General features: G+C 37.5%; 16 protein-coding genes. 10 read left to right on the top strand and 6 right to left on the bottom strand.

Going from position 1 to position 16,085, the window contains the following annotated elements; all coding sequences use genetic code 11:
* Positions 1-201: 201 nt before the first annotated feature.
* Positions 202-870, top strand: coding sequence for a DNA repair and recombination protein RadB (gene radB, locus METEV_RS00500; protein WP_013193595.1), 669 nt, complete (start codon positions 202-204; stop codon positions 868-870).
* A 10-nt stretch (positions 871-880) separates the two neighbouring features.
* Here the strand turns inward: radB and METEV_RS00495 are convergent, their stop codons facing one another.
* Entirely contained in the window at positions 881-1,633 is a 753-nt protein-coding gene (locus tag METEV_RS00495; protein WP_013193594.1) for a methyltransferase domain-containing protein, read from the bottom strand.
* A 145-nt stretch (positions 1,634-1,778) separates the two neighbouring features.
* Between METEV_RS00495 and METEV_RS00490 the strand changes: the two genes are divergently transcribed.
* On the top strand, positions 1,779-2,798 hold the full coding sequence (locus METEV_RS00490; protein WP_013193593.1) for an S-methyl-5-thioribose-1-phosphate isomerase: 1,020 nt from the start codon (positions 1,779-1,781) through the stop codon (positions 2,796-2,798).
* A gap of 45 nt (positions 2,799-2,843) precedes the next feature.
* Here the strand turns inward: METEV_RS00490 and METEV_RS00485 are convergent, their stop codons facing one another.
* Complete coding sequence (locus METEV_RS00485) at positions 2,844-3,848, bottom strand: RNA-guided endonuclease InsQ/TnpB family protein (protein ID WP_013193592.1); 1,005 nt, start codon at positions 3,846-3,848, stop codon at positions 2,844-2,846.
* Positions 3,849-4,106: 258 nt separating this feature from the next.
* On the opposite strand from METEV_RS00485, the gene METEV_RS00480 reads away from it, so the two are divergent.
* Entirely contained in the window at positions 4,107-4,283 is a 177-nt protein-coding gene (locus tag METEV_RS00480; RefSeq protein ID WP_013193591.1) for a preprotein translocase subunit Sec61beta, read from the top strand.
* 14 nt (positions 4,284-4,297) lie between these two features.
* Here the strand turns inward: METEV_RS00480 and METEV_RS00475 are convergent, their stop codons facing one another.
* Positions 4,298-5,011: a prenyltransferase/squalene oxidase repeat-containing protein gene (locus METEV_RS00475; RefSeq protein WP_013193590.1), complete on the bottom strand. Its 714-nt coding sequence runs from the start codon at positions 5,009-5,011 to the stop codon at positions 4,298-4,300.
* A 152-nt stretch (positions 5,012-5,163) separates the two neighbouring features.
* Between METEV_RS00475 and METEV_RS00470 the strand changes: the two genes are divergently transcribed.
* Together METEV_RS00470 and METEV_RS00465 are read left to right on the top strand one after the other, a co-directional pair.
* Positions 5,164-5,451: a YunC family protein gene (locus METEV_RS00470; RefSeq protein WP_013193589.1), complete on the top strand. Its 288-nt coding sequence runs from the start codon at positions 5,164-5,166 to the stop codon at positions 5,449-5,451.
* Positions 5,452-5,481: 30 nt separating this feature from the next.
* A complete protein-coding gene (locus tag METEV_RS00465; protein ID WP_013193588.1) occupies positions 5,482-6,531 on the top strand; it encodes a TRM11 family SAM-dependent methyltransferase in 1,050 nt (349 codons plus the stop codon).
* Positions 6,532-6,731: 200 nt separating this feature from the next.
* Here the strand turns inward: METEV_RS00465 and truA are convergent, their stop codons facing one another.
* Entirely contained in the window at positions 6,732-7,565 is an 834-nt protein-coding gene (gene truA, locus METEV_RS00460) for a tRNA pseudouridine(38-40) synthase TruA (protein WP_013193587.1), read from the bottom strand.
* 160 nt (positions 7,566-7,725) lie between these two features.
* Between truA and METEV_RS00455 the strand changes: the two genes are divergently transcribed.
* The gene (locus tag METEV_RS00455) at positions 7,726-8,793 is read left to right on the top strand and encodes a formate--phosphoribosylaminoimidazolecarboxamide ligase (protein ID WP_013193586.1); all 1,068 of its coding nucleotides are present in this window, start codon (positions 7,726-7,728) and stop codon (positions 8,791-8,793) included.
* A gap of 52 nt (positions 8,794-8,845) precedes the next feature.
* Positions 8,846-10,264: an NAD(P)/FAD-dependent oxidoreductase gene (locus METEV_RS00450; RefSeq protein WP_013193585.1), complete on the top strand. Its 1,419-nt coding sequence runs from the start codon at positions 8,846-8,848 to the stop codon at positions 10,262-10,264.
* Here the strand turns inward: METEV_RS00450 and METEV_RS00445 are convergent.
* Positions 10,261-11,457: an MFS transporter gene (locus METEV_RS00445; RefSeq protein ID WP_013193584.1), complete on the bottom strand. Its 1,197-nt coding sequence runs from the start codon at positions 11,455-11,457 to the stop codon at positions 10,261-10,263. The genes METEV_RS00450 and METEV_RS00445 overlap by 4 nt on opposite strands.
* Positions 11,458-11,653: 196 nt before the next feature.
* Between METEV_RS00445 and METEV_RS00440 the strand changes: the two genes are divergently transcribed.
* Together METEV_RS00440 and METEV_RS00435 are read left to right on the top strand one after the other, a co-directional pair.
* Positions 11,654-12,136 carry a 3-isopropylmalate dehydratase small subunit gene (locus tag METEV_RS00440; RefSeq protein ID WP_013193583.1) on the top strand — a complete coding sequence of 161 codons (483 nt, stop codon included), beginning with the start codon at positions 11,654-11,656 and terminating at the stop codon, positions 12,134-12,136.
* Between the two features lie 54 nt (positions 12,137-12,190).
* The gene (locus tag METEV_RS00435; RefSeq protein WP_013193582.1) at positions 12,191-13,327 is read left to right on the top strand and encodes an isocitrate/isopropylmalate dehydrogenase family protein; all 1,137 of its coding nucleotides are present in this window, start codon (positions 12,191-12,193) and stop codon (positions 13,325-13,327) included.
* A gap of 34 nt (positions 13,328-13,361) precedes the next feature.
* Here METEV_RS00435 and METEV_RS00430 read toward each other — a convergent pair whose 3' ends face one another.
* Positions 13,362-14,177, bottom strand: a complete 816-nt coding sequence (locus METEV_RS00430) for a mechanosensitive ion channel family protein (RefSeq protein WP_013193581.1) — start codon at positions 14,175-14,177, stop codon at positions 13,362-13,364.
* 168 nt (positions 14,178-14,345) lie between these two features.
* On the opposite strand from METEV_RS00430, the gene METEV_RS00425 reads away from it, so the two are divergent.
* Positions 14,346-16,070: a BatD family protein gene (locus tag METEV_RS00425; RefSeq protein WP_198008147.1), complete on the top strand. Its 1,725-nt coding sequence runs from the start codon at positions 14,346-14,348 to the stop codon at positions 16,068-16,070.
* Positions 16,071-16,085 lie beyond the last annotated feature (15 nt).

Here is a 16,085-nt window from a genome sequence, read left to right as displayed (position 1 = left end):
TAATAATGCTTTTCCATTTCAAATTTGAATACTAAAAATATTAATGGATACAAATTAGTTACAAATATGATAACAGATATGATAACATAAAAAATGTTTTAAAATTTGTGGTCAGAGTATATATTACCCAAAAGATGTATATTTCAATTGCTGTTATTGTAGATTAGTTACATACAAATTTTAAAAAACGGGGTGTAAGAAATAAGCGTACGACTACCTTCTGGATGCAAACCCTTGGACAACCTTCTTGGCGGTGGATTTGAAACCGGTATAGTATCTCAAGTATATGGAGAGCCCGGCAGTGGAAAAACCAACCTCTGCATACAACTTTCTGTTGAATGTGTGAAGCAGGAAAAAAAGGTCATATATGTTGATACTGAAGCTCTGTCTCCTGACAGATTCAAACAGATTGCAGGCGACAACTCCAAAGAAATTGCACAAAACATCATAATCTATGAACCCTTCAACTTTGAAGAACAATATTCAGCAATAAAAGATACCGAAAAAATAAGTGAGGAAAACATCGGACTTATAATCGTAGATTCTGCGACCGCTTTCTATAGATTCGAACTTGAGAACGAGGATTCAAGTATTCAGACAAGGCGCGAATTATCAAATCAGATAGGATATCTGCACGGACTTGCCAGAAAACACAGTTTATCGGTAGTTATCACCAATCAGATATATACCGATGCATCAACCGGAGAAGTAAAACCTATTGGAGGAAGTGGGATAGAACACCTGTCAAAAACCATCCTACAATTTGAACGTACAGGAAATAATAAAAGGAGAGCAATTTTGCAAAAACACCGCTCTCGTCCAGAAGGTGAAACCTGTGAATTTATGATAGGTCCAGATGGCCTAAAATGATTGGATTGTATCAAGTTCTTGCTATAGTTATAAAACCAGTGTGACCAACCCTTGAACTTGCTGGTCTTGTCCCACGTTCTGTGAAGGATATATTTCGCTCAATACATTCAACAGTTGAAACTTCAATAAAATTTGTATTATCTGCTGCTTCACGTATTTGTTTTGTCTGTTCAAAAAAAGGAGAATAAGCAGCAAGGTACCCACCGGGTCGCAGTAAATTTACTGTATAAGGAACGATTTTTCCTGCATCCACAGTATCAAGTGTTATCACATCAAATTGCTCATTGATATGTTCTATTTCATCAACAAAGTTACCGTGACGAAGTTCTATATTGTCTGAACCCAGTGAATTTATGTTTTTTCTGGATACTTTAAAAAACTCCTCATTGGATTCATAGGTCACCACTCTTTTTGCAACAGAGCCAAGATACATGGCAAGTATACCGGTACCTGTTCCCACATCAAGTACTACATCATTTTTATTGATTCCAGTATTGGTTATAATGATACCTATATCCCTTGGCATCATGGGTGCTCCTGTACGTTTTGCATGATTGAAAATATCCGGTGTTCTGAGTTTTCTGATGTGGAATTCATGATTAAGGTGCGAGGTTACGGTGTCACCCGGTTCTTTATCAAGAAGAATATCCATATCTATAATTCCAAGATCTGTGTGAAAACTATCATAGGATACCGTTGCTACATATTCCCGTGACTTTCCCATATATTCAGTTTTTAGTAAAACTATCTCACCTATTTCCATTTTATATTCACCCAATAATTAACTATGGTAAGGATTTTTAAGGGGGACTATAATATTAAAATCCAAATAAAGATAACTGGGTTATTGTTTTATCTGCTTTTAAACAATTCGTTTATCACAATCACTGAACAATTAAGGTGTAAACATGAGGACAATTGACTGGAATGATGAATCCAATACAATAAAATTAATTGACCAGACCTTACTTCCAAGTGAATATAAGGTTATAGAATGCAAAACAATCGAATCATTATGTGAATCTATAAAATCTCTACGCATAAGAGGGGCTCCTGCGCTGGGTGCAGCCGGTGGATATGGTATTGCCCTTGCTGCTGTTTTAAGTAAAACCGATAACATGGATAACCTAACAAAAGACCTGCAGTCAGCCGCAGAAACTATTAAAGCCACCCGACCTACTGCAGTTAACCTTGCATGGGGTGTGGAAAGAGTTATTAAAGCCACCTCTGATGCCTACGACTTTGAAGGAATGAAAAATATTGCAATAGAAGAAGCAAAACAAATTGCTGATGAAGATGTCGCTATTAATAAAAAAATTGGAGAACACGGATCAAAATTGCTGGAAGATGGAGACACTGTATTAACCCACTGTAACGCCGGAAAACTTGCCTGCGTTGACTGGGGTACTGCTCTCGGAGTTATCCGGTCAGCTATTGAGTCTGGAAAAAATATCAAAGTAGTTGCATGTGAAACCAGACCATTGAATCAGGGTAGTAGACTCACTACATGGGAACTGATGCAGGATAATATACCTGTTACATTAATCTCGGATTCTATGGCCGGACATGTCATAAGGCATGAAGCTATAGACAAAGTTATTGTAGGAGCCGATAGGATTACCGAAGATGCCGTATTTAACAAAATAGGAACATACACTCATTCAGTGTTAGCAAAAGAACATGAAATCCCATTTTATGTTGCCGCTCCTACATCAACCTTTGATTTTAAGGGATGGGAAGGAAGTGTAAAAATAGAGCAACGAAACGCTGATGAACTGCGGTATTTTGGAAATGTCCAGATAGCCCCTGAAAATGTAAATGTTTACAACCCTGCATTTGATGCTACACCTATGGAAAACATCAGTGCTATAATTACAGAAAATGGGGTATTCCACCCGCCGTTTTTACTGGATGAAGTACTGATCTGACGTACTCCAACGGATAAATCCGTTGGGTTCTGTGGTCGGTGGGCGTCACACCGTTGCCACTTGCGGGGCGCCAGTACTCCCGTACGATGCATCTCTGTCTGCACCGCATTGATCACCGGAGCGCATAGCTATATTGAACGCCGCGTTTGCGTCCGCATGATCAACGTGTCCACAATGGGGACACTTGAACGCTTCACCGTTTCTAATACCCAGATAACCACATCTACTGCAATCCTGTGATGTATATTCGGGTTCTACAAATTCAATTTTGACTCCAAGCAGCCTGGCTTTGTATTCCAACATAAATTGTAGTTGATAGAACGACCAGCTGTGCAGGGAGTATTTGAACGATTTTTTACATTTTGCAGAATCCCTTATACCTTCCAGGTTCTCCATCCTGATACCACAGTTATTGGCAGCGGCGGTTTCCACTATCTTGGAACTGATTTTATGGTTCAGATCCCTGACAATCCTTGACTCTCTGTCATTGACCTGTTTAACCTTCTTGTATTTTCCTTTGACCTGTAGTTTCCTACGGTCGTTTTTATATTTCAGATGTATATGCTGTGCTTTTTTACCCAGTTTCCAGATTTTACCAGTCTTTGGGTTCGACATCACAGCTATATGTCCGGTTGTATTCAAATCGACACCCAGATAATTCTCTGGTTCGATTTGCTCTCTTTCAGGTACGGTCACCGATACATAAACGTATTTTTCACCGACTTCAATCTGGTTGATTTTTTCAAAATTATCAGGGAAATGGTATTTCAGAGTTAAATTTAAAGGAGTTATCCTTATCTTTCTTTCTTTTTTCTTTAGAGTTATACCTTGATTAGGTATAGTTAATTTGACATTTGTCACTTTCTTGGCAGATTTGTCATTAGCATACTTCTTGAGAATCTGATTAGAAATAGCTGATTTCAGCCCAATATGCTTGACATCTTTCGATGAACGGGTACGATATTTGATACCATATTCTGCCACTTGCTTAGCCTTAGCAAGTTCATCAGAGAAATCCTGATCATGTTTGATTTTATAAGTTAATATCAAATATCATCGCCTCAAAAGAAAAATATGAACTGAAATAATAAAAAAATTATGGTTGACAAATCAATAACCAACGGGGTTGTTTCATCCAACGGTTAGAAACCGTTGGCTTTCACGTACCCCTGTTGCCCCACTTTCGTAAATTCAGACTTACATCACTTTTAAGTATAAACAAAAACATTTAACGAAAAGTTTTAAATCACTAATAGGTTATAAATTGTTATATATAACAATCACCGATTATAATTAAAGGAGGATATAATGCCAAAAAAGAAATCAAGTAACGAAGGCGGAATGATGTCGTCTGCGGGTCTTATGAGATATTATGAGGCGGATAAAAGAGCCATCCATCTGGACCCGAAACCTATTGTAATATTCGGTTTAGCTGTTGGTGTGGGCATTCTGGCATTAAACGCCAGTTTTGGTCTATGGCCATAAACCCTTTTTAATTTTTAGAATTCATGACTATTATACAATGCCAGTGTCATTAGAGACCATGCTGTAGCTATAACCTTCTTGTTGTTATATCCCCAGTAACCATTCTCATTAAAATTATCCAGTAGCCATTGTATATGTGGCTTGAGTTGATTCCTATAACCCGCAAGCATTAATGCCTGTATTGCCAGATTGCTGGTTGATATATATGACCATCCACCCCCTTTATCTGACTGTGATAATATCCACTCGGCACGGTTTTGGATGAAATTTTGGTAATGATTTGAGGACAATAACTTTTCCTGTTTTACAAGAGCAGTAATTACAAGAGAGGTGGTTCCTACATGTTCCCAATTGGTATCATAATTTTCAATAAGCCAGTCACACCCTATATTTTCTGATACATCCATATCAGAAAGTGCAATTAAGGCATAGGCTGTATCATATACATCTTTGTTCCATGAATCATCGGTTTTCTGGTTTAAAAGCCATTCTTTTGCATCCGGGAAAATTATACCTATGTTTGCCAGTGCTGAACATGCTCTACTTGTGTCTCTTATAGAATTGTTCCATGAACTGTTATGTTTTTTATGTATAAGTTTTGCAGCATAGTGGTTTTCAATACCCCATAAATCACAGGCTACTGTTAATCTGGACAAATCCTTTACATTATCGATTTTTTGTTTTTTTAACCATTCTAAGGATTTTTTTATATAAGGTCTAAAATACATATCTGTTTACAACCTTTTTACAAATTAGCAGAATATATTCTAACTTTTTGGTTTATTGGTCATTGATTAATATAATGATATGAACACAATCAAAGGAAAGAAAACTGGTTCTATCCAAAAAGTTAATCTAAATTGGATATTATTTTAAAAATATGATTATCGAACAGGTAAACCTACATAATGGAACAGGTCTTGGTTTAAACTTTAATATGCATAATGCTCCAATCATTGTTATAAAAGCCGATAAAGGCTTTGTGATGTGTGGATATCTGGATATCAACGCTGCAAACAAACTTGGTGATGCTGCTGCCAAGGTTAAAGGTGTCAATTCCTTTGAAGATGTCTTAAACGCTAAAATTATTGAAGCATCACAGCCTGCAAAAGAGATGGGAATAGATACAGGAATGACAGGCAAAGAAGCGCTTGAGAAAATGTTTTAACTATCAAAAAACTGAAAATGTTTTATTTTTATGCTTTACGCTTTTGAATTATCGGGCGAGCATGAAAGCTTGCCTGTCTTTGAAATTTTTGCATGCCTTGATGTAGAAGAGCTTGAATATAGTGAATATGCTCATTTTGACCAGTGCCTTGTTGTGGATATTTCAGAAAACAATAAAGAGGTTATTAATAAACTGGATTCTGTTTCAAATCGTCTGGCAATGTCGCATTCAATACTAAAAGTGGCTGGAATCTGTGATACCGATTTTGATGATATTATAAAAACCACTGAAAATCTCAACATAAACAAACATATCACACCCGAACAGACATATGCAGTACGTGTAAATAAGGTCAAACATTATACATCCATAAACGGGGAACAGCTTGAAAAAAAAGTTGGAGGATGTATCTACAGGAAAGGCAATGAAAAATCCTATCGTGTGAATCTAAGAAATCCAGATATCGAATTCCGTCTGATACTTACTGATAAATGTATAATGGGCTCGGTTGTGGCAAAAGTTGACCGCAGTTGTTTTGAAGACAGAGCACCTCATAAAAGACCATTCTTCTATCCCGGTGTACTGATGCCGAGAACGGCTCGAACTGTTGTTAATCTGTCAAAGGTCAAATCAGGAGAAACACTGTTTGACCCGTTCTGTGGAACTGCAGGTATTCTTATGGAAACGGGTCTTGTGGGTATTAACTGCATTGGTCTGGAAGTCCAGTATAAAATCATGGCAGGAGCATGTATGAATCTTGATGACCTGAATCTGGATTATTCGCTGTTAATGGGTGATGCATGCCGGTTGCCCTTTGTAGATGAATCAATGGATGCGATTGTTACCGACCCTCCATACGGAAAATCAGCACTGATAAAAGCCGAATCAATGAACTATCTGTATGCCATGTCATTCAAAGAAATGTATCGTGTCCTGAAAAAAGGAAAATATGCAGTCATAGTAACAGGTAATCCTGTAAGAGAACTTGTTAAGGATGCAGGTTTTGTTCTTCATAAAGAACATCACCAGAGGGTGCATCGAAGTCTTACAAGAGTTATATCCGTGCTGTATAAAAAATAAAAATTGCCCATATATAATTAAAAAATAATGGGACATAACTCCCCCTGAGAGAGGCGGCAGGAGATTTTTAGGCGAGATAGAGGACAGGAGGAAGTAATTACAATGGGCAAGTTTAATGTTGGTTTTCCAACAATATAAAAGGCTTTATTTGGGCAACATGTGTTACCTTCAAGGGTAATAATTATAAAAAATCACTTTCATCATAATTCATGATAACGTTTTTCCTGTGGTACAAGATGCTCAAGAACTTCCGCCATCACCCTGTAGCGGATTAAATGCTGGTGTAACTGGTTGCGTGCTTTTTGGATTGAATAATCATCCACTTCCCATTCAATGGGCTGCAGGTAATCCACGTCTTTCAAAATAAGCCCATATGAAGGAGCGGGTTCTATACCTTCCTCATAGTATTCAGGATTTAGCATCTGTTCCAGCCATTCAGTATCCCTTGTTCCGTAGCCGACCATCATGAGTGCTGTTACTATTTTTCGTACCATTTTCCACAGGAAACTGTCCGCCTGTATATCTATCAAAGTGAGAGTTCCCTTTACTCGTATGTTAATTCTTTGTACTGTGCGTACAGTAGATTTGCCCTTTACAGGTGTACAGAAATTGGCAAAATCATGTGTTCCTATTAGATATTTAGAAGCCGTTCTAATTCTTGATATATCGTACTCCTCACCGCTCATTATATACAGGTATCTGCGACTAAAAGCCCCATGTCTTGGGTTAAACTCATCAGGAACAACAGCATATGCCCATGCCCAGATGGATTCCGGAAGTTGTGAATTGATTACTCTGGGTACCGCAAGCCTTGGATTATCTGTATCAAACGTCACTACCTGACCAAGTGAATGGACCCCTGTATCAGTTCTTCCAGAACTTACAAAATTTGCTGATTTGGGATCATCTATAATTTCAAGATTTTTAAGAGATTTAAACAGTTCCCCCTCAATAGTCGGTAATTCGGGCTGTACTTGTGACCCATGATATTCAGTTCCTATATATGCAAGTTTTAATGCCATCCTTTTTTTCATAAACAGGCTCCATAATAATCTAATAGATTTTTTTATATAATACATTTGTGTGCATTATTTACAGTTAGATATTGGAAAAATATATAATATAGATTATCAACATCTACACAAACTTAAATACTGTACAGCACTATTTAATGTCATTCACCGGTGTTTAATTATGGTCACAGAAGAACAAATTTCAGAAATTCTGCAAAACTATGATTTTGACAATCTGGCTATCGCAACAGTATGTTCACATTCAAGCCTGCAGATTTTTGACGGCGCCCGTAAAGAAGGGTTCAAGACAATCGGTATTTGTGTAGGAAATCCTCCCAAATATTATGACGCATTCCCGAAAGCAAAACCTGATGAGTTTATCATCGTTGATAGTTACAAAGACATCCCTAACATGACCGATAAATTCATAGAAAAAAATGCAATACTTGTACCCCACGGTTCTTTCGTGGAGTATGTAGGTGCCGATAATTTTGCAAACCTTAAAATCCCTACATTTGGAAACCGGGATGTTCTTGACTGGGAATCAAATCGGACAAAAGAAAGAGAATGGCTTGAAAGAGCTGGCATCCATATGCCCAGAGTAATCAATCCCCAAGATATCAATGGACCGGTAATGGTCAAATATCAGGGTGCTAAAGGCGGTCGCGGTTTCTTTATTGCCAAAAACTACGAAGAGTTTAAAGAAAATGTAGACCCCAACGAAAATTATGTTGTTCAGGAATTTATAGTAGGTACAAGGTACTATTTCCATTTCTTCTATTCACCATTAAGGGAAGAAGGATATAAATTAAGCAAAGGAACTCTTGAAATGCTCAGCATGGACAGAAGGGTCGAATCCAATGCTGATGAAATCTTTAGACTGGGTTCATCAAAGGAACTCGAAGATGCAGGTATCAATCCAACATATGTTGTTACAGGAAACGTACCGCTTGTTGCACGTGAATCACTTTTGCCGCATGTATTTTCACTTGGAGAAAAAGTTGTTGAGGAATCATTAAGCCTCTTTGGCGGTATGATAGGACCGTTCTGTCTTGAAACTGTAGTTACCGATAAATTAGAGATTAAAGTATTTGAAATATCAGCACGTATAGTTGCAGGCACAAATCTCTACCCTTCAGGTTCTCCATATTCTGATTTTATAGAATCTGATTTATCCACAGGCAGAAGAATAGCCCAGGAAATCAAACTTGCAAAATCAATGGATAAATTAGAAAAGATCCTATCCTAAAAATCTGTCATACAAAAATAGTGCTACCGATTTAAATGGCTGGTACAATCCCATGAATTTGGACAAAGAAGAAATAGACCCAGATGTGGAATACGATGTGATAATAATTGGTTCTGGTCCAGCAGGAATGTTTGCTGCGAATGAATTAAGCGACCAGAACCTGAAAGTACTGGTCGTTGAAATGGGTCAGGACATTGAAAATAGACAATGTTCTATGGACTCGGTTCAGCAATGCACACACTGTGCACCGTGTGACATTATGTGTGGTGTTGGTGGAGCAGGAACATATTCAGATGGAACGCTTAATTTACGACCCGATATAGGAGGAAACCTTGCTAAACTGACAGGTGACCAGGACAGTGCCTGGAAACTGGTAGATTATGTGGATGATGTGTTTTTAAAATACGGCGCTCCTGAAATTATACCATCCTACAAAACACAGGAAATAGAGGAATTAAAACGAAGGGCTGCATCCGTTGGCGCCCAGTTTATTGAAATTAAACAGCGACACATCGGTTCTGACAATACCCCTGCATTAATATCCAGATTCAAAAAGGGTCTGGATGATAAAGGCGTTTCATTTTTATTAAATACCAAAGTACAGGATATATTGGTTGAAAATAATGAATGCAGAGGTATTGTACTTGACAATGATAAAATTATAAAATCCCGTTACACAATGCTTGCCCCGGGACGTGTCGGTGGAGAATGGGTCAACAATATCGTCAGTAAACATTCAATTTCTGCAAAATATGGTGGTATCGATATAGGTGTCCGTGTAGAAGTCCCAGCTATTATAATGGACCCTGTTACAAATATCAACCGCGACCCCAAATTCCACATACAGACCCAAAGATATGACGATTTTGTCCGTACTTTTTGTACAAATGAACATGGATTTGTGGTCAAAGAAGAATATGAGGATTTTATCGCTACTAACGGACATTCTCTGCGCAAAAAAACTTCCGAAAACACCAATTTTGCATTCCTTGTACACATAGAACTGACCCACCCCATAGAAAACACTACAAAATACGCTCGTTCCATAGCCAAATTAGCCACAACTATTGGAGGGGGCAAACCTGTACTCCAGAGGATGGGCGATTTAAGGCGCGGTAGAAGGTCTACCGATGGGAGACTTGCACGTAATCCAGTTGTCAATACATTAAAAGATGTTACACCGGGTGATATTTCCATGGCAATGCCCCACAGAATTGTGATGGACATCATCGAAGGTCTTGAAACCCTAAACCAGATTATACCAGGTGTTGCGTCTGATTCAACACTATTATATGCCCCCGAAATAAAATTCTACGCCATGCAGGTGCAGATTAACCAAAACATGGAATCCAGCATCAAAAACCTTTATGCAGCAGGTGATGGAACTGGGTTATCAAGAGACATTGTTAACGCTGCTGCTACGGGGGTAATGGCTGCAAGAGGAATTTTAAAAACTGAAGAGATGGTTTAATAATATTCTCTTTTTTCTTTTATACCTACTGCAAGTAACACTGAAACAAAAACTGTCACCGAAAGAAGTATGAACGCTATTCTTGTACCGTAAAATTCCAGAAATATACCTGCCATAACCGGTCCTGCAGCTGAACCTAACCATCGAACCATATTGAAAGTACCCATTGTAGTGGCAATAATTGATGAATCCACTTTTACCACTTCATCCACCAGTAACGTAGAGGTCAGTGTAACCACTGGACCAAAACATAAACCTACAAATGCAAAATTAAATGCTATAATCAAAGAAATAGGCGGTATCTGTGAGAGTAGAAACAGTGCACATCCACCCAGTATTGCTATTATAACAAGTGGTTTTTTCCTGCCAACTATATCTGATACCCAACCACTAAATGATGCTCCCAGTGAACTAACGGCAGCGTGTGGTATAAATATCAAACCGGTAATTGCTGTTGTAATACCCGCATCTTTGGCAAAAAACGGTACTACATAAGATGCTCCTATCGCTGCCATATCGCACAACATCGCAATAAGTGTTATAAATACAATGGTTCTTTTCCTGAACATATCAAAGGAGAACTGAAGGACATTGGATGTTGTTTTTCTTTCTGTAATTTCAACCCGGGTCTCACGCATAAAAAGTGACAAAAATGACACAAAAAACGCTATCCCTGCAAGCGCCATGAATACTTCTCTCCAGCCGTATATACCTCCAAATATCCCACCTACTGAGTAGCCGGATATTGTCCCAAAACCGGTTGCTACAGCCAGTACACTCATGGCTCTCCCACGTTCCTGATACTTAAACATATCACCCACCATTGTAAAAGAAGTCTGGAAGAATATTGCTGCCCCTGTGCCTGATACTGCTCTGGCAAACAGCAAAGTAATAAAATTGGAAGCAAATGATAGTATACCCACGCCAGTTCCGAAAATGAAAATTCCGGAAAATATCAGAACTTTTCTGCCAAACCTGTCCGATATTAACCCAAATGGAACCTGCAAAAGAGCCATGAATATAAGGAATGTTCCTGCAACCCAGCCAAGATGTGACTTTGATATATTCAAATCCTCTGATATATCTGGAAGAAGTGGTATAAGAGAAAGGATTCCCAGAAATACACAAAACGTCCCAATTGATAGTAAAAACATCTGCCGTTTTCTGCTGAATTTGGGTATTGGTGCAGTCATTATATCTAATCTTTAAAATTTTATGTTATCAAAAACCAAAAGTATATCAGGATAGAGAATTTCAGGGAAATTATCACTCTATTAAATAAACAGTAACAACTATTATTTAGGATTATTAGTTTCTAAATTCTATTAAAACAATCATTACACAATAACGTATTTAATAAATGTAAAATTTAGTTATCCGGTGATAGATATGAAAGGAAAAGTTTGGAAATTTGGAGAGGATATTGATACTGATGCTATAATTCCAGGGAGGTATCTAATTTTTAATACTCCTGAAGAACTTGCAAAACATGCGTTTGAAGGAATACGTCCTGATTTTGCTGAAAATGTAAAAGAAAACGATATCATTGTTGCAGGTAGCAACTTTGGATGCGGATCCTCAAGAGAGCACGCACCCCTTGCTCTTAAAGGTACAAAAATCGGGTGTGTAATTGCCAAATCCTTTGCACGTATATTTTTTAGAAACGCAATCAATATAGGTGTACCTCTTCTTGAATGTTCAGAAACAGACAAGATTGAAGAGGAGGATGAAATCGAAGTCGAACTTTCCACTGGTGTTATAGAAAACAAAACAAAGAATGAAAAATATCAGGCAACTCCACTTCCGGATTTCGTCCGTGAAATCGTAGATGCTGGTGGATTGATAGAATACACAAAAAAGCTTGTTAACTGATCCAAAACAGATAAAAAGACCATTAAAATGATAAATAAATTACAGGAGACAAATATGACACAATACAAAGTTCCAGTTATACCGGGAGACGGTGTAGGTCCCGAAATCATAGCAGAAGGGCGAAAAGTCATTGATGCAGCCGGAGAAAAACACGGATTCGATGTTGACTGGATAGAATTTCCAAATGGTGCAGACCACTATTTAGAAACTGGTGAACTGTTATCAGAAGATACACTCAAAGAACTTTCCAATTATAAATCAATATATCTGGGTTCTATAGGAGATCCAAGAGTTGCTCCAGGTGTACTTGAAAAAGGTATACTGCTTAAAGCCAGATTTTACTTTGACCAGTATATAAATTTGCGACCGGTCAAACTTCTGGATGGTGTCTGGACACCGCTTAAAAACAAGAACCCCAAAGATATTGATTTTACAGTTGTCAGAGAAAATACAGAAGACTTCTACATCGGAATCGGCGGAAGAGCAAAGAAAGGAATCAGTGAAGAAGAACTCGAAGTAACAAGGTCTATGTACAGCACAAAGTTCGGTCTGGATATAGAAACCGACAGTGAAGAAATCGCCTACCAGATAGGCATGATTTCAAAAGAAGGGACTCGCAGGGTTATTAAATATGCATTTGACCTTGCCATGAAGAGAAACAAAGACAAACATGTCGCATCTGTAGACAAGGCAAATGTTTTGTCTGATATCTATGGTTTCTGGAGAGAGCAGTTTAACGATATTTCAGAAAACTATCCTGAAATTGATACCGATTTCAATTATGTGGATGCCATTACAATGTGGTTTGCCAAAAACCCTGAATGGTACGATGTTGTTGTAACTCCGAATATGTTTGGTGACATTATCACCGACCTTGGTGCAATGATTCAGGGTGGTCTTGGACTTGCTCCCGGAGGCAATATCAACCCTGAAGGCACCAGTATGTTTGAACCAATACATGGGTCTGCTCCCAAATATAAGGGACAGGACAAGGTCAACCCTATTGCAACCATATGGGCAGGGTCAATGCTTGTTGATCAACTTGGTGAAACTGAAGCTTCAAATGATATTTTGTCAGCAATCGAAAAAAGCATTGCTGAGAACAAAATCAAAACCTATGATATGGGTGGAAGTTCCAAGACATCTGAAGTTGGAGATAATATTGCAAGAATTATAAGAGAAGATTTATGAAAAATGCACCATTTAAGGTGCATTTAACTTATTATTACCCTTCTTTATCCAGATGAACGTCCATCTGTGGATATGGAATCTCAATTCCTTCTTTTCTATAAGCTTTGAATATTTCACTGGTAATGTCCCATTTAACAGTCCAGACATCTTCGTTGTTTGCCCATGCACGCAGTTGGAGATTAACCGAAGAATCACCAAGTTCTGATGTTATTACAGCAGGTGCAGGGTCATCAAGTACCATTGAGTTGTTTTTCATAACATCAAAAGCCACCTGGATTGCTTTATCAAGGTCAGTGTCATAACTTACTCCTACATCCACTCTTGCTCTTCTTATTGGCATACGGGTATCATTAATTACTGCACTTCCCCATACAAGTTGATTGGGTATTGTAATAAACTGATTATCAGGAGTAAGGATTTCAGTCGCCATCATACCTACTGCTTCCACCTTTCCAAACATTCCATTTATAGTTACATAATCGTCTTTATCAATGGGCCGTAAGGTCGCTATCCATATCCCTGCCGTTAAGTTTGTCAGGGTATCCTGCATACCAAATCCAAGAATCAAACCAATAACTGCTGAAAGACCCAAAAATACCGATCCCACTGCAAAACCAAGCGCACCTGCAAATGCAAGAATTACAAGCACATATAATAGTATAGACAAAAATCTGGATAAAAATTCAATTACAAGACCCGGTAAATGCGTCTTTTTTAACCCTTTATTAAACAGTGATATTAAAATCCGAGCAAATATAAAACCTGCCAACAAAACTGCAATTGCAAAAACCAGATCTGATACAAACAATTCTGTGTATGGTATATTTTGAGATAATAGACCATTCCCCATAAGAATACCCTTGAAAGGTTTTAGGGTGATGAAGTATAAAAAATTAACCTCAGCCAGATTAAATAAAATATTTTTATGTCAAAAATAAATATAAAATAATAACATTTAAAAAATATGACTACGTAAAGAAATTTGATGATAAAAGCCTCCAGAATAATTATCCTGCTAATGTTAGTCTTTTTAATTTTCCAGTTAGTTCCGGCTGTATCTGCCTACTCTTTTCAGGATGAGCTCATATGGGAATATGGAGGAGAATATAAACTCTCAAAGGATGAACGTGCAAAAGTTGGACCCTACACTATCAAAATTCATGAAATAAACCCCGGCACAAACCCACCTTCTGCAAATGTCCTTATTTACCAGAACAATGTATATAAAGAGAAGTTATTTTTTGATACAAAAGCCAACAGTGAAAATACATATGAAGATGACCTGAAAATAAAGATTCATGATATAAACAGGAATAACGTTTCTGTTGAGCTTTACAGACATGTTTATAAAAAGGCATGGGTTAAAGATACCGAAAGAAAGGGATTCCATAAAGGGGATGAACTAAAAAACGGAAACTATACTGTACAAGTAAAGGAATTTAAGAAAAAGGAAGTTGTGCTTGAAGTTTCCAACCCTTATAAGAAAAATATATTCACAGACAATTACAAAGAAGCTGAATCCAGAAAATATTACAATGAGTTTATGGTAAGAGTTGCGAGTCTATACCCTGAAAAGGGAATTGTATATCTTGAAACATATAGACCCGGAAATCCAGACTTTTCTATTGACATTTTAAACAATAAAGACAGCTATAACCCAAATAAAACTATTGAATACAAAGTCCTTGTAGAAAACATAGGCAACATTCCTGTACAGGAAGTTAAACTTGAAAGTTCATCAAACAACGGAAAAATTGCCCAACCAGTAATGGTGCGCAATGTAATAGACCAAAACAAGAGCAAAATTTTCCCTGTTATGATCGACCCTCCAAATAACCCAATCGGGGAAAATATGGCTACCAGTTTTGTAGTTTCAGGGCGTGATTATCGCGGTAACACCTATACCGATTCAAAAACGGTCAGCACTCATATTAACTCATACATGAAAATAGAAAAAGAAATTAGCAAAGAAGATGTTACACTGTACAGGGAAAACAAAAATGATACTGTCCAGGTTAGTTTAATAATACACAACATGGGCAAGTCCAAAAAACTGTTAGATGTTACCGATGAAATCCCTGACTCATTCACACTCATTGGAAACGATTCACTGGAAAAATCAGTGGTAGTTAATTCTGATTCAACGAAAAAAGTAACCTATCAAATCAAACCAACAAAACCCGGAAGATATACATTAAAACCTGCAGTACTTGAATGGGTTGACGAAGGTAATAAATATACTACTGAATCCAGTGAAAAGGAAATAGATGTACATAGTTCATGGGTACAAGTGGACAAATCATTAAGTTCTGATTCTATAAACATTAGTAACAATGTAGAAGTGACAATAAATATTGAAAACACCGGCAACCGAATAGCAAATATCAGTTTCACAGACAGCATCCCTGAAGGGCTAAATCTGGTTTCTGGTGATTTACAATGGAGTGGTAAAGTAGGTCCAAAAGCAGATAAAGAAATAACATACACAATAACAACCAATGAATCCGGAAGATATGTTTTACCTGAACTGGAAGTTGATATAAATAACAACCAGACAAAGGCTATTTCGAATTCCGCAATACTTTATGTGGACAAAGGTGTAGTCACAGAACAGAAACATGAAGAACCTATAATAACAAGAATTGATGCAACCAAATTCATGGTTACAGCCTTTATGGCGATTCTTGCACTACTCTCATTAGCTCCAATATCCGCCTATATAAATATAAAACGAAAGGAATAATAAAAGAGGGATTTT

This window comes from Methanohalobium evestigatum Z-7303 (assembly GCF_000196655.1).
Classification (GTDB): domain Archaea; phylum Halobacteriota; class Methanosarcinia; order Methanosarcinales; family Methanosarcinaceae; genus Methanohalobium; species Methanohalobium evestigatum.
This window is presented reverse-complemented; position numbering and strand designations above follow the sequence as displayed.

Coding starts and splice junctions, on each gene's coding strand:
- METEV_RS00495 (WP_013193594.1), bottom strand. CDS start 1,633: ATGGAAATAGGTGAGATAGTTTTACTAAAAACTGAATATATGGGAAAG.
- METEV_RS00490 (WP_013193593.1), top strand. CDS start 1,779: ATGAGGACAATTGACTGGAATGATGAATCCAATACAATAAAATTAATT.
- METEV_RS00480 (WP_013193591.1), top strand. CDS start 4,107: ATGCCAAAAAAGAAATCAAGTAACGAAGGCGGAATGATGTCGTCTGCG.
- METEV_RS00475 (WP_013193590.1), bottom strand. CDS start 5,011: ATGTATTTTAGACCTTATATAAAAAAATCCTTAGAATGGTTAAAAAAA.
- METEV_RS00470 (WP_013193589.1), top strand. CDS start 5,164: ATGATTATCGAACAGGTAAACCTACATAATGGAACAGGTCTTGGTTTA.
- METEV_RS00465 (WP_013193588.1), top strand. CDS start 5,482: ATGCTTTACGCTTTTGAATTATCGGGCGAGCATGAAAGCTTGCCTGTC.
- truA (WP_013193587.1), bottom strand. CDS start 7,565: ATGAAAAAAAGGATGGCATTAAAACTTGCATATATAGGAACTGAATAT.
- METEV_RS00455 (WP_013193586.1), top strand. CDS start 7,726: ATGGTCACAGAAGAACAAATTTCAGAAATTCTGCAAAACTATGATTTT.
- METEV_RS00450 (WP_013193585.1), top strand. CDS start 8,846: ATGAATTTGGACAAAGAAGAAATAGACCCAGATGTGGAATACGATGTG.
- METEV_RS00445 (WP_013193584.1), bottom strand. CDS start 11,457: ATGACTGCACCAATACCCAAATTCAGCAGAAAACGGCAGATGTTTTTA.
- METEV_RS00440 (WP_013193583.1), top strand. CDS start 11,654: ATGAAAGGAAAAGTTTGGAAATTTGGAGAGGATATTGATACTGATGCT.
- METEV_RS00435 (WP_013193582.1), top strand. CDS start 12,191: ATGACACAATACAAAGTTCCAGTTATACCGGGAGACGGTGTAGGTCCC.
- METEV_RS00430 (WP_013193581.1), bottom strand. CDS start 14,177: ATGGGGAATGGTCTATTATCTCAAAATATACCATACACAGAATTGTTT.
- METEV_RS00425 (WP_198008147.1), top strand. CDS start 14,346: ATGTTAGTCTTTTTAATTTTCCAGTTAGTTCCGGCTGTATCTGCCTAC.